Origin of the sequence: Novosphingobium sp. 9U (assembly GCF_902506425.1) — a bacterium.
Classification (GTDB): Bacteria; Pseudomonadota; Alphaproteobacteria; order Sphingomonadales; family Sphingomonadaceae; genus Novosphingobium.
This window is the reverse complement of the sequence record NZ_LR732469.1, coordinates 1,744,070-1,768,729: the sequence shown is the minus strand read 5'-3', so window position 1 is coordinate 1,768,729 and position 24,660 is coordinate 1,744,070. Positions and strand designations below refer to the sequence as shown.

Here is a 24,660-nt window from a genome sequence, read left to right as displayed (position 1 = left end):
CTTCATGCGTCGTGCTTGCTGTCGGTCTCGATCATGCTCGGCTCCTGACCATGAGCCGCGACGCGTTGCAAGGCCTCGTCCAGTGTGACGCGGTGGATCGGCGTGCCCGCAGGGAAGGCGGTGAGCAGCCGCGAGGGGAACGCGGAGGAGAGCACGATGAAGTGCCCGCGGTCATCCTTGCTGCGGATCAGTCGCCCGAACGCCTGCGCCAGTCGGGCGCGGATGATGCCATCGTCGTAGGATTGAGCTCCGCCTTTCGCACTCCCGGCAGCGAGGCGGCGGGCGCGGTGGAGAATGGTCGGGCGTGGCCAGGGGACTTGCTCCATCACCACCAGACGCAGCGAGCGGCCGGGCACGTCGACCCCGTCGCGCAGCGCATCGGTGCCGAGCAGCGAAGCCTTGGGGTCGTCGCGGAAGATGTCCACCAGGGTGCCGGTGTCGATCGGGTCGACGTGCTGCGCGTAAAGCGGCAGGCCGCCACGCGCGAGGCGATCAGCGATCCGGCCGTGGACCGCGCGCAGACGGCGGATGGCGGTGAACAGGCCGAGCACGCCGCCGCCAGAGGCTTCGATCAACCGCCCGTAAGCGCCAGCGAGCGCCGGGATGTCTCCGCGCGGCACGTCGGTGACGATCAGCACTTCGGACTGGCCAGCGTAATCGAACGGGCTCTGGTGTGCCGACATCTGCGGTGCCACGCCGATGTGCGGCGCGCCGCTGCGCGCCACGGCGACGGCCCAGTCCTCCTCCTCGCGTCCGGTGCGATCCGTGAGCGTCGCCGAGGTCATCACGACGCCGTGCGCAGGCTCGAGCACGGTGCGCGCAAACGGCTTCATCGGGTCGAGCCAGCGGCGATGTATCCCAATGTCGAATTCGCGCGCTTCGCTGCGTTCGATCGAGAGCCAGTCGACGAACTCGGGATCGGCGGCGCCGCCCAAACGCTCCAACAGCGCTTCCCACGCCGCGAGAAGATCGACGCGCCAGCCGAGCGAATGGCGTGCGCCTTCGATGCGCTGGCGGCCTTGACCATCGAGCCAGTCGGGCGGCTCCTCCAGCAGCGCTTCCAGCCGCGTGCCGATCCGGATCAGTGGCTGGCGCAGTTCGGATAGGGCCGCGCGTGCGGCCTGGGCCAGCTCCACAAACGGACCCTCAAGCCCCGCCGCTTCGGTTTCGAGACCATAGCCGGCCTCGGTGCCGCCGCTCTCGTCCCGGGCGTAGACGGTCGCGCGCACCGCTCCGAGCAAATCCTCCAGCGGGCCCGAGGGTGCGCCTTCGACCAGGCGCTGCAGCCAGCCGTCGGAGGGCAGCGCCTCGGCTGCCTCGCGCGCTGCGGCGATGGCGCGGCCGCCCGCCTCGTCGTAGCTCGCGACGTCGGCCAACCGTGCTGCCAAGCCCCGCCGCCGCCCGCGCGAGGCTTTCTCAGGCCCGATGACCCAGCGGCGCAGCTCGATCGCCTCGGCGCCGGTAAGCGCGGCGGCGAAGGTCGAATCGGCGGCGTCGAAAACATGGTGGCCCTCGTCGAAGACGATCCGGGTGGGCCGCGCGGCTGGGTCGCGCCCGCGGGCGGCGTTGACCATGACCAAGGCATGGTTGCCGATGACCAGGTCGGCCCGCGCACTGGCCCGCGCCGCACGCTCGATGAAGCATTTGCGGTAGTGCGGGCAGCCGGCATAGACGCATTCGCCACGTTGGTCGGTCAGCGCCGCGATGCCGCGCTTGCGGAACAGCGTACCGAGCCAACCAGGCAAGTCGCCGCCGATCATGTCGCCGTCCTGGGTATAGGCTGCCCAGCGCGCCACCAAGTGCGCCAGGATCGCCGCGCGCCCGGCGAAACCGCCCTGAAGCGCGTCTTCCAGGTTCAGCAAGCACAAGTAGTTCTCTCGCCCCTTGCGGACCACCACCGGCTGCGACCCGTCCGCGCGCCGTTCCGGCCAAGCGCGGCGGCTTTCCTGGCGCAACTGGCGCTGCAATGCCTTGGTGAAGGTCGAGACCCAGACGGTGCCGCCCGACTGCTCAGTCCACAGCGAGGCAGGGGCAAGATAGCCGAGCGTCTTGCCGATGCCGGTGCCCGCTTGCGCCAGCAACAGGTGCGGCTGCCCGGACTTGAGCCGCGGCGAGAATGCACCTGCCGCACGCGCCGCGTAGTCGCGCTGGCCACTGCGTTGCTCGGCTGCGGAGCCGGTCAGCTGTGCTAGGCGGGTGAGGGTGCCGGCCTCGTCGATCTGAACCTGGCGCGGCTGGGGCAACTCGCCGGCATCCTCCCACTCGGGCAGCTTGGCGAACAGCCAGCGCTCGGCGCGCTCGGGCCGGGCGATGCGCCGCGCCAGCGGTCCGGTCCAAGGCCAGCGAAGGCGGGTGAGCGACTGCAGCGCGCTCCATGCTCCTTCCCGCTCAAGCCAGGCCGGGTCTTCGCACGTGGCGAGCAGGACGCCGGCGGCTTCCTGCAGCAGGCGCGGCACTTGTGCGTCGTCGGCCGGCTCCTCCAGCGACAAGGCGTGGGCGAGGCCCTTGGGCGTGGGCACCACGAAGCGCGCGGGGTGGATGAACGCGTAGAGTTCGAGCAGGTCGAGGCCGGACAGGTCCGGATAGCCCAGCCGCGTCGCGACCAGCGGCGCGTTGAGGATCAGGTGCGGCGTGTCCGCCACTGCCATGACCGCCTCGCCCTTGCCGACCGTGCGCGTGGTGCCGGCCGCATCCCGCAACCAAGATCCGGCGTGGCTCGCATGGAGAGCGGGGAGGGCGAGCGGATCCATGCGTCAAACGATGGGGTTTGAGGAACGAAAAGTAAACAGGCGGCGGGCGGAGCTGCGCCGAAGCGAACTTCGGCCGGCGGCTCTCGACGAAGCACGCTGCAACTCGATCGTTCGCGACAAAGCGCGACACGTTCCCACTTGATCTAGCTCCATCAAGATATATCTTGGAGTCATCATGAAGCATCAAGGATACACGATGAGGCACTCACATCATCACCGCCACTTTGGCGAACAACGCGAGTTTGGGCGCGGTCCGTTTGGTAAGGGCGGCTTCGGCGCCGGCTTCGGGGCTGGCTTCCCCGGCCCGTTCGGACCCGGAGGTCCACGCCGAGGCGGTCGTCGGCGGCGCCTGTTCGATCAGGCAGAGCTGCAGACGCTACTGCTGGCGCTGCTCGCCGAACAGCCGCGCCATGGCTACGATCTGATAAAGGAGATCGAGACGCTTTCGGGCGGCGAATACGCGCCTAGCCCCGGGGTCGTGTACCCTGCGCTTACCTACATGGAAGAGCAGGGCGTGATCGCCGCTGGCGAAGCAGCAGGCAGCCGCAAGTCGTACGAGGCGACGGAGGAAGGGCGCCGTCAGCTTTCCGAACAAGCCGAGGCCGTTGCCGCGCTACGCGGTCGTCTCGAGGCGCTGGCTCAGACGCGCGAGAAGACCGACCCGGCACCCGTGCGGCGTGCCATGCACTCGATGAAGACGGCGCTGTTCGACCGTCTGTCGCACGAGAGCGCGGATCGCGAGACCGTGCTGGCAATCGCCGAGATCATCGACGAAGCGGCTCGCAAGATCGAAAGGATCGAACCATGACCCAGGTCGAAGCACGCGTGCCCACGGCGAGTGGCGGCAAGTACGTCCAGCAGCTGTGCAAGCATTGGGCGCACAAGCTGCCGGTGGAGCTGGAGGGCGACACAGGCGTCGTCACTTTCGTCGGTGCAGTGGCGACTATGAAGGCTGATGGCGAGGCGATCGACGTCACCGTGCGCGGCGAAGATCGCGAGCAGGTCGATCGGTTGAAGGATGTCGTGGCGCAGCACATCGATCGCTTTGCGTTTCGCGAGGCGCCGCTGACGTACGATTGGACGTGGGGGTGATCGCCTGTCGTCTCCCGCCGGGGAGAGGATAGCGAAGCTTGTCCTGTAAGGACTAGCGCAGCTTGGAGAGGGTTGGGCGCGCGCGCCGCCCTCTCCAACTCCGGCTAACTCGCTTCGCTCGCAAGCCTATTTATCCTCTCCCCGACGGGGAGAGGAGGGGGCTTGCGTCTCGGCTCGTGCCAGCTCCAGCGGCTCCTTGAAGGTGTTGGTGACATACGGGTACGGTATCTCGATCCCCGCCTCATCAAGCGCCTTCTTCACCGCCAAGACCACGCTGTGGCGGGTGAGGCGGATGTCGGTCTTGCCCGTCGGCGCCCACCACTGCACCAGCAGGTCGACAGAGCTGGCGCCAAAGGTGCGCGCAACCACCAGCACCGGCTTTTCATGCACGATGTCGTCCAGCGCCTCGACTGCGGACTGGATCAGCCGCTGCGCCTCTGCCAGGTCGCAATCGTAGCCGACGCCCACGGTGATCTCGTCGCGGCGCATTACGTCGTCGGTCAGGATCTTGACCGGGTTCTTGAACAGCTTGGAATTGGGCACGATCGTCAGCTCGTTGGAGAGCTGGCGCACGTGGGTTTCGCGCAAGGTGATGCGCTCGACTTTGCCGATGATGCCCTCGCACTCGATCAGGTCGCCGATCCGCATCTTCTCGCGTAGCATGATGAGGACGCCGGCCAGGAAGTTCTCGAAGATATCTTGGAACGCAAAGCCGATCGCCAGGGCGCCGACGCCGAGGCCGGCAAAGGCGCTAGCCGGAGTGAAGCTGGGGATGGCCACGGTCAGCGCAATCACGATGCCGACAATCCAGATCGCGAGGCGCACCAGCGTGTCGAGAAGTTGCTTCAGGTCTTCGCGGATATGCGTGCGCTTGGTCAGCCGGTCGGCGATGCGGACCGCGAACCTGGCCAGGAACCAGGCAATGAAGAGGATGACACAGGCGATCGCCAGCTGCGGCAGCATCTGCACGAAGCCGCGCGCCATGCGCTCGATCTGGTTGTGTAAGGTGGCGATATAGTTCACGAAAGCGACCGGCCTTGGCTGTTTCCAAGCTCTATGGAACCGCCCCCGGCCACCGTGGTTCCCCTGAGAGGCCCGCCAGCTTCGCGCTTGCAGCGCGCGCGCTTTCCCGCGAAAGGGCGGGCACCATGACTGAAACTCAGCAAAACCGGGGCCTGATCGACGCCGCCCTCAAGTCCAAGGCCTGGCCGTTCGAGGAGGCGCGCAAGCTCCTCAAGCGCTACCCGCAGGGCAAGCCGAATGGTGAGGCCGTGCTGTTCGAAACTGGCTATGGTCCCTCGGGCCTGCCGCATATCGGCACGTTCCAGGAAGTGCTGCGCACGACGCTGGTCCGCCGCGCCTACGAAGTGCTGACCGGTGGCGCGCCGACACGATTGGTGGCGTTTTCGGACGACATGGACGGCTTGCGCAAGGCGCCGGACAACGTCCCCAATGCCGAACTGCTGCGCGCCAACCTGGGCAAGCCGCTCAGCCGGATCCCCGATCCGTTCGGCACGCACGAGAGCTTCGGGCATCACAACAATGCCATGCTGCGCGACTTCCTTGATCGGTTCGGCTTCGATTACGAGTTCATCTCCGCCAGCGATCGGTATAACTCCGGCGGCTTCGACCAGGCGCTCAGCAATGTCCTGACGCACTTCGACGCGATCATGGGCGTGATGCTGCCGACGCTTCGTGAGGAGCGGCGCAAGACCTACTCGCCGGTGCTGCCGGTCTCGCCCACCAGCGGGGTGGTGCTGCAGGTGCCGGTCGAGGTGTTGGATGCCGCTACCGGCATGATCGCCTTCACCGACGAGGACGGCACCCGGATCGAACAATCGGTGTTCGGCGGCCACGCCAAGCTGCAGTGGAAGGTCGACTGGGCGATGCGTTGGGTGGACCTGGGCGTCGACTACGAGATGTGCGGCAAGGACCTGACCGACTCGGTCACCCAGTCGGGCAAGATCGCACAGATCCTGGGCGGCCGCCGACCCGAGGGCCTGATCTACGAGCTGTTTCTCGATGAGAACGGCGAGAAGATCTCCAAGTCCAAGGGCAACGGCCTGACCATCGAGCAGTGGCTGACCTACGGGACCGAGGAGTCGCTTGGCTTCTACCTGTTCCGCGAGCCCAAGAGCGCCAAGCAACTGCACATCGGCGTGATCCCGAAGGCTGTCGACGAGTACTGGCAGTTCCGCGGCAACCTCACCGCGCAAGAGCTCGACAAGCAGTTGGGCAATCCGGTGTGGCACCTGCTGCGTGCCAACGGTGAAGCAGAAGGTGCGGGCGATACGCTGCCGGTGACCTTCGGGCTGCTGCTCAACCTTGTCGGAGTGCTTGGGGCGGAAGCGACGGCGGATCAGGTCTGGTCCTACCTCGCCAACTATGTCGCCGATGCGACGCCTGAAGCGCATCCGGAGTTGGAAGCGCTGGTCGCCGCCGCGCTCGCCACCAACCGCGACTACATCGCGCCGACCCTTAAGCGCCGGGCTCCCACGGCAAACGAGGTGGCAGCGCTGCAAGCGTTGAACGACGAGCTGGCGAAGGCTGCACCCGATGCCACGGCGGAGACACTGCAGAACGCGGTCTATGAGATCGGCAAGCGCGAGGACTTCGCCTTCGAGAACCTGCGTGAGTGGTTCAAGGCGCTCTACGAGACGCTGCTAGGCTCTTCGCAGGGCCCGCGCATGGGCAGCTTCATTGCGCTTTACGGCATTCCCGAAACCCGCAAGCTCATCGCCGAGGCCCTTCAGCATGCGCAAAGCCCCCAGGACCGCTGACGAACTCTGCAAGGAGCTGCTCGGGCGGACGATCGACCAGGTCGACGCCGAGGAGCGGCGCGTGCTCGAACGCATCGCCTCGGGCCAGATCGAGGACCTCGACGCGCAGGAAGAGGCGGCGCTGCACGCCACCTGGGGGCAGCGGCTGGCCGACAAGGTCGCCGCGGTGGGCGGCAGCTGGGGCTTCATCATCGGCTTCGGCGTGGTGCTGGTCAGCTGGATGCTGGTCAATAGCCGCATCCTGGAAGACCTCGGCCTGCACCCCTTCGATGCCTACCCGTACATCTTCCTCAACCTGATGCTGTCCATGCTCGCGGCGATCCAGGCACCCGTCATCATGATGAGCCAGAACCGCCAATCGCAGAAGGACCGCATCGCCGCTCGGCACGACTACGAGGTGAACTTGCGCACCCAGCTGGAGATCATCCGCCTGCAGCGCCGGTTCGATCGGCTGCTCGACAAGTTGGATGAGCGGGACGGGGGGTGACCTCTGCCTTCCCTCAACTTGGGGAAGGGTGCGGACTATGCGCCCCACCTTCGCGTGCGAAACCACTTGGTGATCACATACTTCACGCCCTGCTCGACCGGCAGCGCGGCGTGCATGGTGTCCCAGTTCACCCGGCCATCCGCGCGGTTGTTGTTCCACACCAGCAGCGCACCGGCTTGCGGCGGGATGGTGACGCCGAGCCGCGTGAACTCGGTCACGCCGCCCGCCTCTACGGTGTTGAGGTAGACCATCGCCGTCCAGCTGCGCTGGCCGCCCAGCTTGCTCTCGGTGCGCCAGTAGTCTTGCGTGGTGTCGAACCAGTCGCAGTGGTCCTTGAACTGCTGCCCTGCCGTGTAGCGTTGGCCCTGGACGGTCTCGCCCCAGGTCGGGTCGATGCCGAGCAAGTCGTAGAGCCGCCGCTCGACCGCACGCACCACCAGGTCGGACTGCGGCACGTCGCCTGAGTAGCTTGTGCGAAAGTCTGGCTCGGCGTCGTGGGTGATGTCGGACGGGCGGGCGACCTCGTCGATGAGGCGCATCATGTGCTCGCATTCGCGTGCGTCGAGGAAGTCGCCGGCGGCGAAGATCTCCGCCCTTTCGACCGGCACGCGGTAAACGCTGGGGTCGGCCGCGAGGCGGGCGCGGACCCTGTCGCCTACGTCGGCAAGTGCCCGACGGTCGGGCGCGGGGCGCTGGCATTCGGTGGCTTCGTCGATCGGTTCGGGCAGGGCCATGACGCACCCGTGCTAGCCGTGGCGAATGCGATGACAAGCGTTTTGCGCAAGGCGTGAACCGGCAAGCCAGCTTGTTCTTGGCTGCGCCATCGTGCAGGTATTCACTTATGATAAGCCAGACCGCCCGCCGCTACAGCCGCGTCGCCATGATCCTGCACTGGCTCATCGCCCTGCTGATCGTGCTCAACTTCATCGCGATCTGGGTGGCCGAGGACATGCCCAAGCCGCAGCGCATGCAGATCATGGCCAATCACAAGGCGATCGGCATCACCGTGCTGATCCTGACGGTGGTGCGCATTTTCTGGCGGGTGACCCGCCGGCCGCCGCCATTCCAGCGCACCCAGCAGCCCTGGGAGCGGGCGCTGGCGCACGCGGTGCACGCGCTGTTCTACTTCGCGATGATCGGCATCCCGCTGACCGGCTGGTCGATGGTCTCGGGCGGAGGCCCGGTCAGCCTGTTCGGCCTGTTCTCTGTTCCTCCGCTGCCCGTGCCGACCAGCGAGGCGGCGTCCGGCACCTTTTTCTCCGTGCACGAGAAGCTGGCTTGGCTGATGATCGCACTGTTCGTGCTGCACGTGCTGGGAGCGCTGAAGCACCAGTTCGTGGATCGGGACCGGACGCTTGGGCGGATGATCCCGTTCCTGCGGGCGCCGCGGGGATGAATGGGTAGAGGGCTATATCGCACTGTCAGCTGGCGCACTTCGACAAGCTCAGCCCAGGCGGTGTTTGGGTTAGAGGAAGTGCAGACACATACCATCGTAGCGACCCAGATCCCACACCGACTGGACTGAGCTTGTCGAGAAGTCCCAGCGAACGGCGCGCCTCAGCTCTAAGCCTCCCGCTCGCAGATCTCCGCCAGTTGCGCCGCACAGGCACCCCAGCCTTGCTCAAAGCCCATTTCCGCATGCTGCTTCATCGTCTCCTCGGTCCAATGCCGCGCCCGCGCCGTGTAGCGGGTGCCTTCGCCCTCTGGCGCCACTTCCCAGATGCCGATCATAAACGGACCTGTCGGCTCGAAGTCACCGACCACGGCGTCGGTAGTGACGAAGCGCCGGCCTTCCTCGTAAGCGAGGTAGATGCCGTTCTGCGGCGCCACTTCGCCGTCCGGGCCATACATCGTCATGCGGCAGGCGCCGCCCGCGCGGCGGTCCTGGTAGTCAACCTCGGCACGCCAGGGCGTCGGGCACCACCATTCGTTCTGCCGCTCGGCCATGACTTCCCACACTTTGGCAGGCGGCGCGGCGATGAAGCGGGTGATCGTTAGTTCGTGGTGAGTGTCGGTCATCGCTGGCTCCTTCAATCGCGATCCGGAGCGCCGAGCGGGAACCCGGCGCGGAATGGGCGTGCCGCCTCGACGCAGCGGGCGACAGCAGGCAGCCGCAGCAGGTGCGCCCGCCAGGCGCGAAGGCGGCGGAACTCCGGCGCGATCGGCAGCACCCAGTCGGCGTAGAACAGCGAGGGTGCGGCGGCGCACTCGATCAGCGTCACTTGCTCACCGGGACCATAGTACCGCAGCCAGTCTTCGAGCCAGGCGTACGCCTTCTGCAGCTTGCCCCGCGCCTCGGCGACGCGTGTCGCATCCGGAGCACCAGGATAGCGCAAATACTCGTTCACGACATCCTGCATCGAGCCCATTACGTAGTTGTCGAATACGCGATCCAGCATGCGCATGGCGATCGCCGCGTCGGGATCGTTGGGGATCAGCGAACCGCTGGGCGCATAGTGGCGCGCCAGATATTCGATGATCGTCGTCGCTTCGAACAGCAGATTGTCGCCGTCCTGCAGCACCGGGAACTTGCCGAGTGGGCCGGCCGATTGGACCACCTCCGCATGCTCGGGGTGCTCGCCATCGAGCACGCGCAGTTCGTAGTCGAGGTCGTTGGCATGCAGCGCGATCTGCGCCTTCCAGGTATACGACGAGAACGGATGGCCGTAGAGCGCCAGCTGAGGAGCAGCGCTCACGCCGCAGTCCCAGCGCGCGCCGCTTCGATTGCAGCGATGTCGATCTTGCGCATCGTCATCATCGCCTCGAACCCGCGCTTGGTTGCGGCGGGATCGGGATCATCGTAGATCGCCATCAGCTGGCGCGGCGTGATCTGCCACGAGACACCCCACTTGTCCTTGCACCAGCCGCACTGGCTTTCCTGCCCGCCGTTGCCGACGATCGCGTTCCAGTAACGGTCGGTCTCTTCCTGATCCTCGGTCATGACCTGGAACGAGAAAGCCTCAGTGTGTTGAAACATCGGCCCGCCGTTCAGGCCGAGCGCAGGAATGCCCATGCACGTGAACTCGACGACCAGCACGTCGCCTTCCACACCAGCGGGATAGTCACCCGGTGCGCGGGTCACGCTGGTCACCTGCGTGTCGGGGAAGGTCGCCGCGTAGAACTCCGCTGCATCCAGCGCGGTGCCGTCGTACCAAAGGCATACCCGGTTCTTCTCGCTCATTTGCGCATCCTCTCGATCAATTCGTTGTCGACGGCCTTAGCGGCCTTGTAGGCCGGGCGCGCCTGGATGCGCTCCGCATACGCGACGAAGCTCTCCTTGGGCGGCAGGATGCCGAAGGTCATGCCCCAGTCGACTGAACTGCCCAGGTACACGTCGGCCATGGTGAAGCGTTCGCCACACACCCAGGCGCGCTCGGGCGTGCGAGTGGCGAGGAACTGGTCGAGCGCGGTCATTGTACGATCGAAGCTGCCCCACCCGGCCATCATCTCCTGCTCCGGGCTGGGGTCGAACTTCAGTGCGCGCGAGGTGATGCACTGTTCGATCGGCCCCGCCGCGAAGAAGGTCCACCGGTAATAGTCCGCCATCTCGGCATCGTTAGGTAGCAGGCTGGCCTCGGGGTGCATTTCGGCGAGGTAGAGGCAGATCGCCGCCGCTTCGGTAACGACGTGGTCGCCTTCAGCCGCGTGGTGGACGACCGTGGGGACCTTGCCCATCGGGTTGGCTGCCAGGAACGCCTCGGGCTTGTCCTTCCAGTCGACCAGCACTTGCTCGTAGTCTGCGCCGACTTCGTGGAGCGCCCAGCGAACGATCTGCCCGCGCGACATGGGGTTGGTGTAGAAGGTGTAGTCAGCCACGGCTCGTCTCCCCTCGGCCTGCGCGCAGCGCCCAGGCAATGCGCGGAACATTCATGGAACAAGTGGTCCGCGTCAAGCGCTGTGGCGCCTAGTCGCCTTGTGCTCCCACGAGGCCGAACGCCGCGCCTTGCGGATCGATGCCGACGACGATCCACTCGCCGCCGGGCACTTCCATCGGGCCCATCACGATCTGTCCGCCACGCGCCTCGACCGTACGCTTCGCCTCGGCGATCGAGGGCACGCCGAAGTAGAGCAGCCACGCGGCAGGCTGCTGCGCGTCCTGGCGCTGCATGATGGCACCGAGCGTGCGGCCATGGTGCCCGATGAAGCAGTAGTCGCCCATCGGCCCCATCGGCATACGCTCGTCGAAGGTGAAGCCGAAGTGCTTGCCATAGAACGTCAGCGACCCGGCAAGGTCGGAGCTGGCGAGTTCGTTCCAGCGGACCCGTTGCGCGGCTGCCTCGTCAAAGACGTCGCTTGTGGCATCCGGCCGATCGGCGGGCGGAGTCGGGTTCATCAGGTAGATCGGCACGCCTTGCGGGTCGGTCACCATGGCGATGCGACCTACCGGCAGGTCTGTTGCCGGCATCCGCACTTGGCCGCCCTCGGCTTCGATCGCGGCGACCTCCGCATCCACGTCAGGCGCGTAGAGGTAAGGCATCCACGTGGGTCGCGCGCCACCGGCCAACATCTCGGGCGTCAGCGTCAGCACGCCGCCGGCCATGCCGCCATCGTCGCGCACGATCATGCGGTAGTCGACGCCGCCTGCCGCCGGGTCGGAGTGGCCGGCGATCTTCCAACCGACGACCGAGCCATAGAAGGCGGCGGCCGCGTCGGCATCGGGTGTCATCAGTTCGTACCAGATGAAGCTGCCTGCCGGATTGCCCATCGTCACTCTCCCGTTTGTGCGTCGAGCACTACGACCGGCTCGAAGCCGCCCCACACCATGCGCATGCCATCGAACGGCATCTCGAAGTCCGCGGGCATCTCGGCCTCCTGCATCTTGCGCGCAGCGTCCTGGCAGACTTCCTTCGAGGGCCAGATCATGTAGGAGAACACCACGCTCTCCTCCTCGGTCGCCTTCACGCCGCGGTAGAAGTCCGTGACTTCGCCGTGCGGCACATCGTCACCCCAGGCCTCGAGCACGGCCTGCGCGCCATAGTCGGCGAACATGTCCCAAGCCTCAGCCGCCATCTTGGCGTAGACGTCGCGCTTGGCGGTCGGGACGGCGAGCATGAAGCCCTGGACGTAAGGCAGGGTCGCGTGATCGCCCTTGGTGACCATCGCCTCGAAGCCGCCGAAGATCATCCGCTTGCCGTCGAACGGCATCGGGTTCTGCACTGGATTCGAGCGGGGATCGGGATTGTCGGGGTTCATGGTGGCGGCCATGCCCTTGTTGCGCGTCGCGCGATCGGGCCACTCGATCCAGGAGAAGGCGATGGTCTCATCGTTCTTGGCATTCACGCCGCGGTAGAAGTCCGTCACCTTGCCGTGCTGGACATCGTCACCCCAGCACTCCACCACGCGGGTGGCGCCATTCTCGATGAAGATCGCGTCGATCGTGCGCGCGTGCGCGATGAACTTGTCCTTGTTCGCAGTCGGAACCGGGATCACGAAGCCGTCGTAGAAAGGCATGTCAGGCATCCTGCTTGCGAGTCGGCATGTCGTCGGAGAACGCGGCGAGTTGCGCGGCGAGCGCGGTCTGGAAGGCAGGACGCGCGATGCCGCGCTCCAGGTATGCGGCGAGGGCAGGGCGCGGCTCGAGCAAGCCCGAATCGCCCGCCGCGCGCAGCACCGTGACCATCGCGATGTCCGCCACCGAGAACGCCTCGCTCAGCCAGTCGCGACTGCCCAGAGCATCCTGCAACCGGTCGAGGCGGCCACCCAGATCCTCCAGGAGCGAGGGCTTGCGAAGGGCTGCCCAATCCTGCTTCTTGGCAAAGATGGAGACGTTCGCCCACTCGAACACGTAAGGCTCGACGCTGTTGAACGCCGCGAACAGCCAACTGAGCGCCGAGGCACGCGCCTGTCCTGCGGCCGGCAGCAGGCCGCCTTTCTCGCCCAGGTGGACCAGCGTGGCGCCGCTTTCGAACAGGGTGACCTCGCCATCGCGGAGCGTGGGCACTTGACCCCACGGCTGGTCGCGGAAGTACCATTCGGGTCGGTCGACGGCGCTGATCAGCCGTTCGCGATAGGTCAGCCCCATCTCCTCGCAAGCCCAGCGCGGACGCAAGTCTCGCACGTAGCCTTGCGCAAAGGGCGGCACCCAGTCGAACGCGGTGATCTCTATGGCGGCGGCGGGATCGATCGGCATCGTCTCTCTCCTTCTGGCCGGCTCAGGCGCTTGCTTCGGCCGGTTGCTCACCCGACGCCATGCCCGGGTCCATCCACGTGAGCTCCCAGACGTGGCCGTCCGGATCAAGCAGGCTGCGGGTCATCATGAACCCGTGCTCTTCGGGTGGGTTGACGTCGACCGTGGCGCCGGCGGCTCCGGCCGCCTCGACCAGAGCGTTCACCTCCTCGCGGCTGTCGAACGTGAGGCACAGTGCCACCTCGCTCGATCCCCGGTCGGGGATGGGGCGCGTCGTGAACGTGGCCCACTTCGCATGGGTGAGGATCATGACGTAGATCGCATCCGACCAGACCATGCAGGCGGCAGTCTCGTCGCTGAACTGCGGATTGTTGGTGAAGCCCAGGCTCTCGTAGAAGCGTCGTGCGCGGCCGAGATCCTCGACGGGCAGGTTTATGAAGATCATCCGGCTCATGGCATCTCTCCTGCATCTGCGGCGCTTCCGGTCGATCTCGGCGCCGACTCGCTCTTGCAGGAACCTGCCACGATAGTTACAAAAGGCCACCATGAGGTCGCAAAAAGAAACTGCCGTTGGTCGCAAACTGCACGGCAAGTGGTACGACGATGCATGCGGCGCGGTGTTCGCGATGGAGCTCATCGGAGAGCGCTGGTCGCTGCCGGTCATCCGCGAGCTTATGCTGGGTGGACGGCGCTTCAGTGACATGCGCGCCAGCTTGCCCGGGATCAGCGCGAAGGTGCTGACAGAACGGCTGGAGAGCCTGGAGGCAGCGGGCATCGTCACGCGCCTGACCCTCGGCGCGCCGGCTCCGGCGAAGCTCTATGCCTTGACGCCTTGGGGCTTGGCGCTCGAGCCGACGATGCAGGCGCTGGGCCGTTGGTCGGTCCAGTCGCCCGAGCACAACCCGCAGCTGCCATTGACGCCGGTCTCGCTGATGCTGTCGCTGCGCACCATGCTCGACCCGGCCGCGGCGCGCGATGTGGAAGCGACGATCCGGTTCGAAGTCGGCGCGGAGCACTTCGATGCGCAACTGACCGCCGGCGAGCTGCACATCGCGCGGGCCTCGCCCGAAAGGGCAGGGGCGGACCTTGTGTTCCGCGCAGCCGAGGCGAACGCCTATCTGTGGGTGTTCTATGGCAAGCAACGGCTTGGTGCGCCGGGCATGACGCTGGCCCTGGAAGGCGATCGCTTGCTGGCGGAGCGGTTCATCGGCTGCTTTCGACTGCCGGCCAAGCAGCCACCGCCGCCGCGATCCCAAGCGTAGGATTTCGCCCGCAATCGCTGTTGCAGCGCAGCGCCGCCTCGATTAGCGGTTGCAGGCGATGACAGACCTTCCCAACATCACGGCCGAAAACCGCGACGCCACCATCCTCTCCGCGCCCGACATCGAAGTCGATGTGCGCGCGACGTTCGGCGTCGATATCGACATGAAGGTGCCCGCCTTCTCCAAGGCGGACGAGCGCGTGCCCGACCTGGACGAGAGCTACGTCTTCGATCCGGACACGACGCTGGCGATCCTGGCGGGCTTTGCCTTTAACCGCCGCGTTATGGTGCAGGGTTACCACGGTACGGGTAAGTCGACTCACATCGAGCAGGTCGCCGCGCGACTCAAGTGGCCGTGCATCCGCATCAACCTCGACGCGCACATCAGCCGTATCGACCTGATCGGCCGCGATGCGATTGTGCTGCGCGATGGCTTGCAGGTCACCGAGTTCCGCGAAGGCCTGCTGCCCTGGGCGCTGCAGCATCCGGTCGCGCTGGTGTTCGACGAGTACGATGCCGGCCGTCCGGACGTCATGTTCGTGATCCAGCGCGTGCTGGAGACCGAGGGCAAGCTGACGCTGCTCGACCAGAACCGCGTCATCCGGCCGAACCCGAACTTCCGCCTGTTTGCCACCGCCAACACGGTGGGCCTGGGCGATACCTCGGGTCTCTACCACGGCACCCAGGCGATCAACCAGGGCCAGATGGACCGCTGGAACATCGTCGTTGGCCTCAACTACTTGCCAGAGAAGACCGAGACCGAGATCGTCGGCAAGAAGGTCAAGGGCGTCGACGCCAAGGTCATCGCCGACATGGTCAAGGTGGCGGAGCTTTCGCGTCAGGGCTTCATCAATGGCGACATCTCGACCGTGATGAGCCCGCGCACGGTGATCACCTGGGCGCAGAACACCGCCATCTTCAAGGACGCGGGCTTCGCGTTCCGCTTGTCGTTCCTGAACAAGTGCGACGAGACCGAGCGCATGCTGGTGGCGGAATACTACCAGCGCGTGTTCGGGACCGAGTTGCCGGAGAGTGTTGTCGCCAAGGCTTGATGCTCCGCTTAGAGGCTGAGCTAGAGTGCTCCCGTCGACCCGGGCTCGACCCAAGTCCGGTTTCGTCAAATCATGCCCTCTCAGCATAGCGGCTATCAGGCTCCGGCTTGTCGCGCTTCAGCGATGCCGTTCGCACGAAAGGTCGCTGCATGCCGGAACCGGTTCCGGGTCGAGCCCGGGGCGACGCTCGTCGGAACCGCTTTACGCCATTTGCAACCGCACCACGCGCCCGTCACCCTTGCGATGCGCCGCGGGGATTAGCTTTGGTGGCAAGGGCCGGTCGAACAGGAAGCCCTGAGCCTGGCTGCAGCCCATGGCGTTGAGCTTGGCCAATTGGGCCTCGGACTCGATCCCTTCTGCCGTGGTCTTCATGTCGAACTTGCGCGCGAGGTTCAGCACCGTCTCGACGATCGCGCGGCTTTCGCTCTCCTCGACGATGTCGCTGACGAACGAGCGATCGACCTTCAGCTTGTCGAACGGGAAGCGCCGCAAGTAGTTCAGCGAGGAATACCCCGTCCCGAAGTCGTCGAGGGCGATGCGCACGCCCAGCGCTCGCAGGCGGTGCAGGGTGCGCAGGTGCATCTCACAATCCTCCATCAGCAGCGTTTCGGTGATCTCCAGCTCCAGCCGATTGGGGGCGACGCCGCTGGCTGCCAGCGCACTCACGACCTGGCCGAGCAGCGCCTCGCCGCGCATCTGCGCCGGTGAGACGTTGACGGCGATGGTGAGGTCATCGTGCCAGGTCGAAGCCTCGCTCAGCGCCTCGCGCAAGGCCCACTCGCCGATGCTGGCGATCAGCCCGTTCTCCTCGGCGAGCGGGATGAACTGCGAGGGTTCGATTATGCCGCGCTTGGGATGGTTCCAGCGCAGCAGCGCCTCGTAGCCGACGGTGCGCCGCGTCGCGATGTCGAGCAGCGGCTGGTACCACACCTCGAACTCGCCGCGCTCCAGGGCGACGCGCAAGTCCATCTCCAGCGCGCGCCGCTCCTGCAGGTCGTGGAGCAGCTGCGAGTGGAACAGCACGCTGACGCCGCGCCCGCGCGACTTGGCCTCGTAAAGCGCAAGGTCTGCCGCGCGCAACAGAGTGACGCCGTCATCGCCATGTTCGGGCGCAAACGCCAGGCCGACGCTCGCCCCGCACGGCAGGATCACGTCCTCGCGCACGATCGGCTTCGACAGCTCGACGACGATCGCCTTGCCGAGTTCGACCAGCGCCATCGGGTCGGCGACGTTCCAGGCCAGCACCGCGAACTCGTCTCCGCCGAGGCGGGCGGCCAACATGTCGGAGCCGAGCAACCCCTCCAGCCGACGCGCGGCTTCGATCAGTACGGTGTCGCCGGCCGCGTGGCCGTAGGTGTCGTTCACCAGCTTGAACGAGTCGAGATCGAGGAACAGCACGCCGGCCTGTGCTTCGTGCGAGCAGCTGGCGAGGACTTGCGCCAGCCGATCGGTGAAGATCGCCCGGTTGACGAGCCCGGTCAGGTTGTCACGCATGGCCATGATGCGAATGCGCTCTTCATTGGCGCGCTGCTCGGTCACGTCCTGGGCGAAGCAGCGGAAGCCTTCTTCCTGGCCCTCGGCATCGAGCACCGCGCAGCCCGAAATCGACCACCAGTGCCGCTCGCCGCGGATGCGCAGCGGCACCAGCATGTTGCGGAACTGGTCCCGGCGGCTGATCGCGCCGAGCAGGGCGCTGCGATCGCGGCCCGCTTCGAACAGGTTCGCGATCGGCGTGCCCTCGATCTCGTCATCGTCGCGGCCCAGCAGTTCGCACAAGCGGGGGGAGGGGCGCACCAGCTGGCCGTCGCCATCGACCTCGACCAGGGCGTCGGCGCCGTGCTCGTCATACTGGCTGAGCAACGATCGGATCGTCTCGTTCGCCGTGCCAAGCCGCCGGGTGCCGAGCTGGCGCGTCGCGAACAGGTGGTACAGGTTGAACAGCGCATAGCGCAGCGCCGCCACGCTGGTGACGCTGACCAGCACGACGACCGCTAGGTTCACGCCCGGCAGGCCAGACAGCCCCGCCGCCATGCCCATCACTAGCATCGTTCCTGCCGCAAGGCCCGTCAGCGGCAGCGAGAGCATGAACAGCAAGTCGAACAGCAGCGCTCCCAGTGAGAACGCCACGACGATCCCGATGTTCGCCCCGGCATAGCGCACCATGGCGCTCGCGATCAGCGCCCACACCAGCCCGCGCAGCAGCAGCAGGAAACAGCGGATCTGCGTCAGCCGCCGTTCGGAGTCGGCGATGTGCGTCGCCAGCGCGCGGCGCAGGAACAGTTCGCCCAGCCAAACCACCACGAGGCTCGCCAGCGTCAGGACGATGATGGTATCGGGCGCGGGCATCAGCAGCCACAAGGCCATCAGCCCGCGCGTCGCGTCCCCCACCAGCCACGGGAATTTGGCGAATTGCTGAATGCGCGAGCGTGCGAACCAGTCCGCATCGCGAGGCGTGACCTCGTGCTGGATGAGATCCGGACGCAGCAGCGCCGAGGCGCGGAGCCGGGTCAGGAAAGGCCTTGCTGCAAGCATCGACGGGCCACTCGCGATTCCGGCTTGCACCGGACTTCAGGCGGAAGACGGGATTGTCACTCCGCTGTTAAGGTTTCGCTGATTTGAATGAGCAATTCGCTTCACGCGAGTTCCGTATGTTCCGGTCCGGAGGAATACGTGGCGCTGACGAAGGTCAGCCCGTCCGGCGGCGCGTTCAGCCCGAGCTGGTTGCGATCACGCGCGGTGAGAGCGGCGGCAAGGCGGGCCTCTTCCCAGCGCCCCATGCCGACCAGCGCCAGGCATCCCACCATCGAGCGAACCTGATGGTGAAGGAAACTGCGCGCGGACGTCTCTATCAGCACGCGCTCGCCCTCTCGGCGCACTGCCAGTCGGTCGAGCGTCTTGACCGGGCTGCGCGCCTGGCAATGCACCGAGCGAAAAGTCGTGAAATCGTGGCATCCCACCAGCGCCTGAGCGGCCCGGTGCATCGCCTCCGCATCGAGTGGTTGGGGCACGAGCCAGGCCTTGCCACGCTCCAGCGTCAGCGGTGCACGGCGATTGACGATGCGGTATTCGTAGGCGCGGCCGATGCAGGAGAAGCGCGCGTGCCAGTCGCCTGGCACCACCTCGCAGGCGAGCACCGCCACCGGCGCCGGCCGCATTAGCGCGTTCACCGCCTCCATCAGCCGGAACGGAGCGATCTCCTTGTCCACATCGACATGTGCCCGCATGCCGGTGGCGTGCACGCCCGCATCGGTGCGGCCAGCCGCGTGCATCACGACGCGCTCGCCGGTGACCCGCTGCACGGCCTCCTCCACCGTCTGCTGGACCGAAGGCCCATGCGCCTGACGCTGCAGGCCCATGAAGGGCGCGCCGTCGAACTCCAGGGTCAATGCGAAGCGGGTCATCGCCGCTGCCGTTACAGAAGCGTGGGAGCCCGCGCAAACCGGGGCTTGGCCGCGTGCCACGGCGGTGGCACCATGCCCGCCTTATACAAGAGGTCCCTGCCATGTCCGACGACCCAGATCAGCGCCCCCGCTTCGAGATCTTCCGCGGCAGCGCAGCGCCCTCGCTGGCCGAGTGCCAGTGCATGACGCCCGTGGGCGATACGCCGAACATGCTCGCGACCCTGGCGCAGTTCCCGCAAATGCTGGAGAGCGGCGGCGAGCAAGTCGACGTGCCCTATCGCCGCCCGGGCATGAGCCTGGCGCGGCTGTGGCTCAAGAGCGGGTTCCCGCTGCCGCTCCACAGCCACGACTGCGATTGCCTCTACTACGTCGTCGCCGGCAGCGTCCAGCTGGGCAATGAGACGCTGGTGGCAGGCGACGGCTTCTTCGTCGGCAGCCACGTGCCTTACGGCTACACCGCCGGGCCGGAGGGCGCGGAGGTCATCGAGTTCCGCACCACTGACAGCTTTGAGATTCGTCTGAAGGACAAGTCGGCAGCCGCTTGGGAGAAGATGGCGGGGCAGATGATCGATTCGCGCGAACGCTGGGCCGCCGAGCCGCCGCCGGTCCGCAGGATGCCCGAGAAGGTGTGAGGGGGAGGCACGTCGCATCCATGGCTGGCATGCATCACCAGCCTTCCCCACGCGATGACCTCAACAGTTACTGCAATCGTCATCCCCGCGAAGGCGGGGATCCATCTCCTGAGCTGGCGTAACCGGACGCACCTGGAGATGGATTCCAGCCTGCGCGGGAATGACGAAGAGAAAAGCAGCGCGGGTCGGCAGTCCAGTACGGAGCCATTGCGTTCCGAGGCTCAGCTTGCGCCCTGGAGCATTGTCCCTGTCGCGATCGGCCGCCCGCGTAGCAGGTCGCCAATAGCCATCGCAGGTCGCCCCGCGCGCTGCACCGTGACCGGCCGCACCGCGCCGGCACCGCAGGCGATCGTCAACGCATCGTCGATCACTGTCCCGGCCTCGCCCGAAGCCTCGACCACCTCGGCTGCGAGCACCTTGTAGCGCTCGCCCTCTAACTCGAAGAAGGCGCCGGGCGAGGGCGCAAAGGCGCGCACCTGGCGCTCGACCTGCTCGGCGCTCGTGGTAAAGTCGAGCCGCGCCTCGGCCTTGTCGATCTTCTTCGCGTAAGTGACGCCGTCCTCCGGCTGCTTTACCGCGCGATGGTACTTGAGATCGCGCAAAGTGCCGACCAGCAGTTGCGCGCCGCGCTCCGCCAGCTCCTGCGTCAGTTCGCCTGCGGTCTTGCGCTCGATGACCGTGCGCAGCGTCGCCAGCATCGGCCCGGTGTCGAGCCCCGCCTCCATCTGCATGATGGTGACGCCGGTGGTCGGATCGCCCGCCAGGATCGCCCGCTGGATCGGCGCCGCGCCGCGCCAGCGCGGCAGTATCGAGGCGTGGATGTTGAGGCAGCCGAGCCGCGGCGCATCCAGTACCGCCTGCGGCAGGATCAGACCGTAGGCGGCGACTACGGCGATGTCCGCGTCCAAAGCGGCGAGCGCGGCCTGCTCCTCGGCGCCCTTGAGCGAGGCGGGGTGCCGCACCACGATGCCGCGCGCCTCCGCCTCCCGCTGAACCGGGGACGGGGTCAGTTCGCGCCCGCGGCGTCCGCCGGGCCGCGGCGGCTGGGTGTAGGCGGCGACCACCTCGTGCCCCGCCTCCATCAGCGCCACCAGCGCCGGCACTGCGAAGTCGGGCGTTCCCATGAAGATGATGCGCATGTGTCCGGTTTGTTCTTGCCGCGGGAGGGGCGCAACCCCTATCTCCCACGCCATGGCATCGCAAGAGATCGAGACGCTGACCGCCGCGCTGTCGCGCCTACCCGGGCTTGGTCCCCGCTCGGCGCGCCGGGCGGTGCTATGGCTGATCAAGCGGCGCGAGACGGCGCTGCTGCAGCTGCTCGACGCGTTGGGCGCGGTGCAGGGCGCTCTGGTCGAGTGCCAGGTCTGCGGCAACATCGACACGCATGATCCCTGCGCGATCTGTGCCGACCCGCGCCGCGACGCGCGCTCGCTCTGCGTGGTGGAGGAGGTGGCGGACCTTTGGGCGTTGGACCGCGCACGCCTGTTCACCGGCAAGTACCATGTACTCGGCGGGCGCCTCTCGGCCCTCGATGGCATCCGCCCCGAAGACCTCACCATCGACCGCCTGCTGGGCCGGGTGGAGCAGGGGGGCATCGACGAAGTCGTACTGGCGATGAACGCCACGCTGGAGGGTCAGACCACCGCGCATTATGTGGCCGAGCGGCTGGAGGCGTTTCCGGTTCGCATCACCCAGCTGGCTCACGGGCTGCCTGTCGGTGGCGAACTCGACTACCTCGACGAGGGCACGCTGGCGCAGGCGATCCGGGCGCGTCGGCCGGTGGGCTGACCGGACCGGCTGTGCAGACACGTCGATGGCCTTGATCGCATTCGCCAAGTTGCGAAATCAAGCTTCGCGGATTATCTGCAGGTCATGGCTATCCGTGAGATCATCGAAATCCCCGACCCGCGCCTCAAGCAGGTCTCCACGCCCGTCGAGCGCTTCGACGACGAGCTGAAAACGCTTGTCGCCGACATGTTCGAGACGATGTACGACGCGCCCGGGATCGGCCTTGCCGCGATCCAGGTCGGCGTGCCGCTGCGCGTGCTGGTGATCGACCTCCAGCCGGATGATCCCGATGCCGAGCCGGAGGTGTGCCACTCGCACGGCGGCCATCACCACACGCACCAGCCGACCAAGCGCGAGCCGCACGTCTTCATCAATCCCGAGATTCTGAACCCGTCCGAGGAATTCATCGTCTACAACGAAGGCTGCCTCTCGGTGCCCGAGATCTACGCCGACGTGGAGCGTCCTGCGCGCATCCGCGCACGCTGGCAGGACCTCGACGGGAACACCCACGAAGAGGCGCTCGAAGGCATGATGGCGATCTGCCTGCAGCACGAGATGGATCATCTCGAAGGCATTCTCTTCATCGACCACCTCAGCCGCCTCAAGCGCCAGATGGCACTCAAGAAGCTGGAGAAGCTGCGCAAGGCGGCGTGATCGCTTCTGGCTCCTGGCGCGCTGTGGATGAAATCGACGCGGGCTTGACGTTCTCTCTTCGTTCCTGATACGCATGCGGGATGGATCCCGCTGCGTTAACGATTGTCGCTCTGCTCATCGGCCTCGCGGCCGGGGTGCTCGCCGGCTGGTTCTTCGGCTCGCGGCCGGCGGCGCAGTGGCGTGATCGGCACACGGCACGTGATGCCGAAGCGCGAGAGCTGGACGAGAAGTTTCGGCGTGCGATCACCGAGCTTGCCAGTGCCAGCGAACGGGCAAGCCGCGCGGATGCACTCGCTGATGCGCTTGAACAGGCGCGGCGCGACCATGCGGCAGTCCTGGAGCGCACACATGGTGAGCACGGCGCGCTGCTAGAGCGGATGCGCGGCGAACATGGGCAAGCTTTGGAAACGATGCGCGCGGAACTGACGGCTATCGTCGACCGGTTGCGCGCCGAGCATGCAACGGCGTCGCAAGCGGCACAGGCCGAGCAGCGCCGGCTCTCCACTGAGCTTGCCGCGCTGCGCGAGAAGACGGCCAACTTCGACGAGCAGAAGCGGCTGCTGATCGAAGCGCAGGAGCTGCTTCGGAAAGAGTTCGAGAACGCTGGCGCCAAGGTGCTGGCGGACGCGCAACAGGCGTTTCTCGCCCGTGCGGGTGCTCGCTTCGAGGAGAGCGAAAAGGCGAGCGCCGAACGCTTGTCGACGTTGCTGGCTCCGGTGAATGCGCGCCTCAAGTCTTACGAGGAGCAGGTCGGTCAACTCGAAGCCAAGCGCGTCGACTCGTTTGGGCAGCTGGCCGGGCTTATCCAGTCGATGCGTGAGGGGCAGGAGCAAGTGCGTGCCGAGGCGGCGCGGCTCGGCAACTCTTTGCGCAATGCTCCCAAGGCGCGCGGTCGCTGGGGTGAGCAGCAGTTGCGCAACCTGCTCGAGCAATGTGGCCTCAGCGAACACACGGACTTCGTCACCGAGCATTCGATCGATACCGAGGACGGTCGCCTGCGTCCCGATGCGATCGTCAACATTCCGGGCCAGAAGCGCCTGGTGATCGACGCTAAGGTGTCGCTGAACGCCTATCAGGAAGCGTTTGAGGCGCAGGACGATGCGACCCGGGACGCCGCCCTGCGCGCACATGTCGCCTCGATGCGCAATCACGTGCAAACGCTCGGCGCGAAGAGCTATCAGAGTCAGTTCGAGGATGCGCCCGACTACGTGGTGATGTTCGTGCCCGGCGAGCACTTCGTCGCCGCGGCGCTCGAACACGATCCCGAGCTGTGGGACTACGCTTTCCGCAACAAGGTGCTGCTGGCAACGCCGACCAACCTGGTCGCGATCGCACGCACGGTCGCGCAAGTCTGGAGGCAGGACGGGCTCGCCCGTGAGGCGCGCGAGATCGGGCGGATGGGCGGCGAACTCTACGACCGCCTGGCCGTGGCGGCCAACCACATGAAGCGGGTTGGCGCCGGCTTGGAAACCGCCGTTACCAACTACAACAAGTTCGTCGGCAGCTTCGAGCGCAACGTCCTCTCCTCCGGCCGGCGTCTGCGGGACAAGCACATCGAAATCGGCAAGAACGAGATCGAGGAAGTGCCGCCGATCGAGTCCGCCCCTCGCTACGGAGCAGAGGCACTCGCCGCACCAGACAACGATGACGCGATGGAAGCGGCAGAGTAGACTGGATCGATCCTCTCCCCGCCGGGGAGAGGATACGAAGGCTTGGCTCGTAGAGCCTAGCCGTAGTTGGAGAGGGTTGAACGCGCACGCCGCCCTCTCCAAGCTGCGCTAGCTGCTCGCGTAGTAAGCTTCGCTATCCTCTCCCCGCCGGGGAGAGGAGGGCTAGCTGTCGAGCTTGGCCAAAGCCTCATAGGCCAGCACGGCACCAGCGACCGCCGCGTTGAGGCTATCGGCCCGGCCGCGCATTGGGATGGTGACGCGAAGGTCGCACTCGGCCTCGTATGCCGCTGGCAGACCTTGTGATTCGTTGCCCACCAGCAGGAAGCACGGCGCCTGGTACGCCGCCGCGCGATAATCAGTAGGATCGCGCAAGGACGCCGCGACCAACTGGCCCGGCCCGCTGCGCAGCCACGGCAGGAACTCGTCCCAGCGGGCGATGGCGAGGTGCTGGGTGAAGATGGCACCCATGCTCGCACGCACCGCCTCTACCGAGAACGGATCCGCACAGTCGTCGATAAGGATGAGGCCACCTGCGCCCACGGCATCGCCGGTGCGCAGCATGGTGCCGAGGTTGCCGGGATCGCGCAGCGCCTGTGCCACCAGCCAGATCGGCGCGGCCGCGCGATTTAGCCGCGCGAGGCTGGTGTCGAATTCAGCGAACACCCCGGCGACGGCCTGCGGGTTCTCCTTGCCGGTCACTTTGGCAAGGATCTCCTCGTCCATCTCGATGATGTCGCCTCCAGCGGCATTCACCGATGCCTCAAGCTCGTTGAGCAGCGGGTGCGATGGCCGTCCGCTCGCCATGACGAGGATCTCGGGTAGCAGGCCGCACTCTCGCGCATCGGTCAGAAGGCGCAGGCCTTCGGCGAGGAACTTGCCCTCACGCCGCCGGTGCTTCTTCTCGCGCAAGGAGCGCAGGAACTTGACGGTCGGGTTGGAGAAACCGGTGATCGTGCGGCGCAAGGG

Annotated in this window: 26 protein-coding genes and 1 pseudogene; 11 read left to right on the top strand and 16 right to left on the bottom strand. The window is 66.4% G+C overall.

Features of this window, described 5'->3' with window-relative positions:
* Positions 1–2: 2 nt before the first annotated feature.
* On the bottom strand, positions 3–2,750 hold the full coding sequence (locus tag GV044_RS08250) for an ATP-dependent DNA helicase (RefSeq protein WP_159867997.1): 2,748 nt from the start codon (positions 2,748–2,750) through the stop codon (positions 3–5).
* A gap of 196 nt (positions 2,751–2,946) precedes the next feature.
* Here GV044_RS08250 and GV044_RS08245 point away from each other — a divergent pair, with 196 nt between their 5' ends.
* Both GV044_RS08245 and GV044_RS08240 read left to right on the top strand, forming a co-directional pair.
* Positions 2,947–3,558, top strand: coding sequence for a PadR family transcriptional regulator (locus GV044_RS08245; protein WP_159867994.1), 612 nt, complete (start codon positions 2,947–2,949; stop codon positions 3,556–3,558).
* A complete protein-coding gene (locus GV044_RS08240; RefSeq protein WP_159867991.1) occupies positions 3,555–3,842 on the top strand; it encodes a DUF2218 domain-containing protein in 288 nt (95 codons plus the stop codon). Before GV044_RS08245 ends, GV044_RS08240 begins: the two co-directional genes overlap by 4 nt.
* 126 nt (positions 3,843–3,968) lie before the next feature.
* Here GV044_RS08240 and GV044_RS08235 read toward each other — a convergent pair whose 3' ends face one another.
* Positions 3,969–4,865: a mechanosensitive ion channel family protein gene (locus GV044_RS08235; RefSeq protein WP_159867988.1), complete on the bottom strand. Its 897-nt coding sequence runs from the start codon at positions 4,863–4,865 to the stop codon at positions 3,969–3,971.
* A gap of 125 nt (positions 4,866–4,990) precedes the next feature.
* Between GV044_RS08235 and GV044_RS08230 the strand changes: the two genes are divergently transcribed.
* Both GV044_RS08230 and GV044_RS08225 read left to right on the top strand, forming a co-directional pair.
* Positions 4,991–6,622: a lysine--tRNA ligase gene (locus GV044_RS08230; protein WP_159867985.1), complete on the top strand. Its 1,632-nt coding sequence runs from the start codon at positions 4,991–4,993 to the stop codon at positions 6,620–6,622.
* Complete coding sequence (locus tag GV044_RS08225; RefSeq protein WP_159867982.1) at positions 6,597–7,109, top strand: DUF1003 domain-containing protein; 513 nt, start codon at positions 6,597–6,599, stop codon at positions 7,107–7,109. The genes GV044_RS08230 and GV044_RS08225 overlap by 26 nt, the downstream gene beginning before the upstream one ends.
* Positions 7,110–7,144: 35 nt before the next feature.
* Here the strand turns inward: GV044_RS08225 and GV044_RS08220 are convergent, their stop codons facing one another.
* Positions 7,145–7,843 (bottom strand): 2OG-Fe(II) oxygenase, encoded by a 699-nt coding sequence (locus GV044_RS08220; RefSeq protein ID WP_159867979.1) that lies wholly within the window; start codon positions 7,841–7,843, stop codon positions 7,145–7,147.
* 107 nt (positions 7,844–7,950) lie between these two features.
* On the opposite strand from GV044_RS08220, the gene GV044_RS08215 reads away from it, so the two are divergent.
* Positions 7,951–8,505 (top strand): cytochrome b, encoded by a 555-nt coding sequence (locus GV044_RS08215; RefSeq protein WP_236554804.1) that lies wholly within the window; start codon positions 7,951–7,953, stop codon positions 8,503–8,505.
* A 167-nt stretch (positions 8,506–8,672) separates the two neighbouring features.
* Here GV044_RS08215 and GV044_RS08210 read toward each other — a convergent pair whose 3' ends face one another.
* The 9 genes and pseudogenes from GV044_RS08210 to GV044_RS08175 all read right to left on the bottom strand — a co-directional run bounded on the left by GV044_RS08210 (position 8,673) and on the right by GV044_RS08175 (position 13,690).
* Positions 8,673–9,128 (bottom strand): SRPBCC domain-containing protein, encoded by a 456-nt coding sequence (locus tag GV044_RS08210; RefSeq protein WP_159867976.1) that lies wholly within the window; start codon positions 9,126–9,128, stop codon positions 8,673–8,675.
* 11 nt (positions 9,129–9,139) lie between these two features.
* The gene (locus tag GV044_RS08205; protein WP_236554802.1) at positions 9,140–9,805 is read right to left on the bottom strand and encodes a glutathione S-transferase family protein; all 666 of its coding nucleotides are present in this window, start codon (positions 9,803–9,805) and stop codon (positions 9,140–9,142) included.
* On the bottom strand, positions 9,802–10,290 hold the full coding sequence (locus GV044_RS08200; protein ID WP_159867973.1) for a VOC family protein: 489 nt from the start codon (positions 10,288–10,290) through the stop codon (positions 9,802–9,804). Before GV044_RS08200 ends, GV044_RS08205 begins: the two co-directional genes overlap by 4 nt.
* Positions 10,287–10,925 (bottom strand): glutathione S-transferase family protein, encoded by a 639-nt coding sequence (locus GV044_RS08195; RefSeq protein WP_159867970.1) that lies wholly within the window; start codon positions 10,923–10,925, stop codon positions 10,287–10,289. The genes GV044_RS08200 and GV044_RS08195 overlap by 4 nt, the downstream gene beginning before the upstream one ends.
* Before the next feature lie 88 nt (positions 10,926–11,013).
* Complete coding sequence (locus GV044_RS08190) at positions 11,014–11,814, bottom strand: VOC family protein (RefSeq protein ID WP_159867967.1); 801 nt, start codon at positions 11,812–11,814, stop codon at positions 11,014–11,016.
* A gap of 2 nt (positions 11,815–11,816) precedes the next feature.
* Positions 11,817–12,209 (bottom strand): DUF1428 domain-containing protein, encoded by a 393-nt coding sequence (locus GV044_RS21820; protein ID WP_256377262.1) that lies wholly within the window; start codon positions 12,207–12,209, stop codon positions 11,817–11,819.
* A 6-nt stretch (positions 12,210–12,215) separates the two neighbouring features.
* Positions 12,216–12,560: pseudogene (locus GV044_RS21815) on the bottom strand (DUF1428 domain-containing protein); the annotation flags it as partial.
* A gap of 1 nt (position 12,561) precedes the next feature.
* Positions 12,562–13,239 (bottom strand): glutathione S-transferase family protein, encoded by a 678-nt coding sequence (locus GV044_RS08180; protein WP_159867961.1) that lies wholly within the window; start codon positions 13,237–13,239, stop codon positions 12,562–12,564.
* A 22-nt stretch (positions 13,240–13,261) separates the two neighbouring features.
* Positions 13,262–13,690 (bottom strand): VOC family protein, encoded by a 429-nt coding sequence (locus GV044_RS08175; RefSeq protein ID WP_159867958.1) that lies wholly within the window; start codon positions 13,688–13,690, stop codon positions 13,262–13,264.
* A 91-nt stretch (positions 13,691–13,781) separates the two neighbouring features.
* Here GV044_RS08175 and GV044_RS08170 point away from each other — a divergent pair, with 91 nt between their 5' ends.
* A complete protein-coding gene (locus tag GV044_RS08170) occupies positions 13,782–14,498 on the top strand; it encodes a helix-turn-helix domain-containing protein (RefSeq protein ID WP_159867955.1) in 717 nt (238 codons plus the stop codon).
* A 58-nt stretch (positions 14,499–14,556) separates the two neighbouring features.
* Positions 14,557–15,549: a cobaltochelatase subunit CobS gene (gene cobS, locus GV044_RS08165; protein WP_159867952.1), complete on the top strand. Its 993-nt coding sequence runs from the start codon at positions 14,557–14,559 to the stop codon at positions 15,547–15,549.
* A gap of 201 nt (positions 15,550–15,750) precedes the next feature.
* Here cobS and GV044_RS08160 read toward each other — a convergent pair whose 3' ends face one another.
* Positions 15,751–18,081, bottom strand: a complete 2,331-nt coding sequence (locus tag GV044_RS08160) for a bifunctional diguanylate cyclase/phosphodiesterase (RefSeq protein WP_159867949.1) — start codon at positions 18,079–18,081, stop codon at positions 15,751–15,753.
* Between the two features lie 101 nt (positions 18,082–18,182).
* Complete coding sequence (gene truA / locus GV044_RS08155; RefSeq protein ID WP_159867946.1) at positions 18,183–18,950, bottom strand: tRNA pseudouridine(38-40) synthase TruA; 768 nt, start codon at positions 18,948–18,950, stop codon at positions 18,183–18,185.
* A 101-nt stretch (positions 18,951–19,051) separates the two neighbouring features.
* On the opposite strand from truA, the gene GV044_RS08150 reads away from it, so the two are divergent.
* Complete coding sequence (locus GV044_RS08150; protein WP_159867943.1) at positions 19,052–19,582, top strand: hypothetical protein; 531 nt, start codon at positions 19,052–19,054, stop codon at positions 19,580–19,582.
* A gap of 221 nt (positions 19,583–19,803) precedes the next feature.
* Here the strand turns inward: GV044_RS08150 and fmt are convergent, their stop codons facing one another.
* The gene (gene fmt, locus GV044_RS08145) at positions 19,804–20,721 is read right to left on the bottom strand and encodes a methionyl-tRNA formyltransferase (protein WP_159867940.1); all 918 of its coding nucleotides are present in this window, start codon (positions 20,719–20,721) and stop codon (positions 19,804–19,806) included.
* A 52-nt stretch (positions 20,722–20,773) separates the two neighbouring features.
* On the opposite strand from fmt, the gene recR reads away from it, so the two are divergent.
* From recR to rmuC, 3 genes are all read left to right on the top strand, one after another.
* The gene (gene recR, locus GV044_RS08140; RefSeq protein WP_159867937.1) at positions 20,774–21,370 is read left to right on the top strand and encodes a recombination mediator RecR; all 597 of its coding nucleotides are present in this window, start codon (positions 20,774–20,776) and stop codon (positions 21,368–21,370) included.
* Positions 21,371–21,454: 84 nt separating this feature from the next.
* Positions 21,455–22,024 (top strand): peptide deformylase, encoded by a 570-nt coding sequence (gene def / locus GV044_RS08135; RefSeq protein ID WP_159867934.1) that lies wholly within the window; start codon positions 21,455–21,457, stop codon positions 22,022–22,024.
* Between the two features lie 80 nt (positions 22,025–22,104).
* Positions 22,105–23,694, top strand: a complete 1,590-nt coding sequence (gene rmuC, locus GV044_RS08130; protein WP_159867931.1) for a DNA recombination protein RmuC — start codon at positions 22,105–22,107, stop codon at positions 23,692–23,694.
* Positions 23,695–23,856: 162 nt separating this feature from the next.
* Here the strand turns inward: rmuC and GV044_RS08125 are convergent, their stop codons facing one another.
* On the bottom strand, positions 23,857–24,657 hold the full coding sequence (locus tag GV044_RS08125; RefSeq protein WP_159867928.1) for an RNA methyltransferase: 801 nt from the start codon (positions 24,655–24,657) through the stop codon (positions 23,857–23,859).
* Positions 24,658–24,660 lie beyond the last annotated feature (3 nt).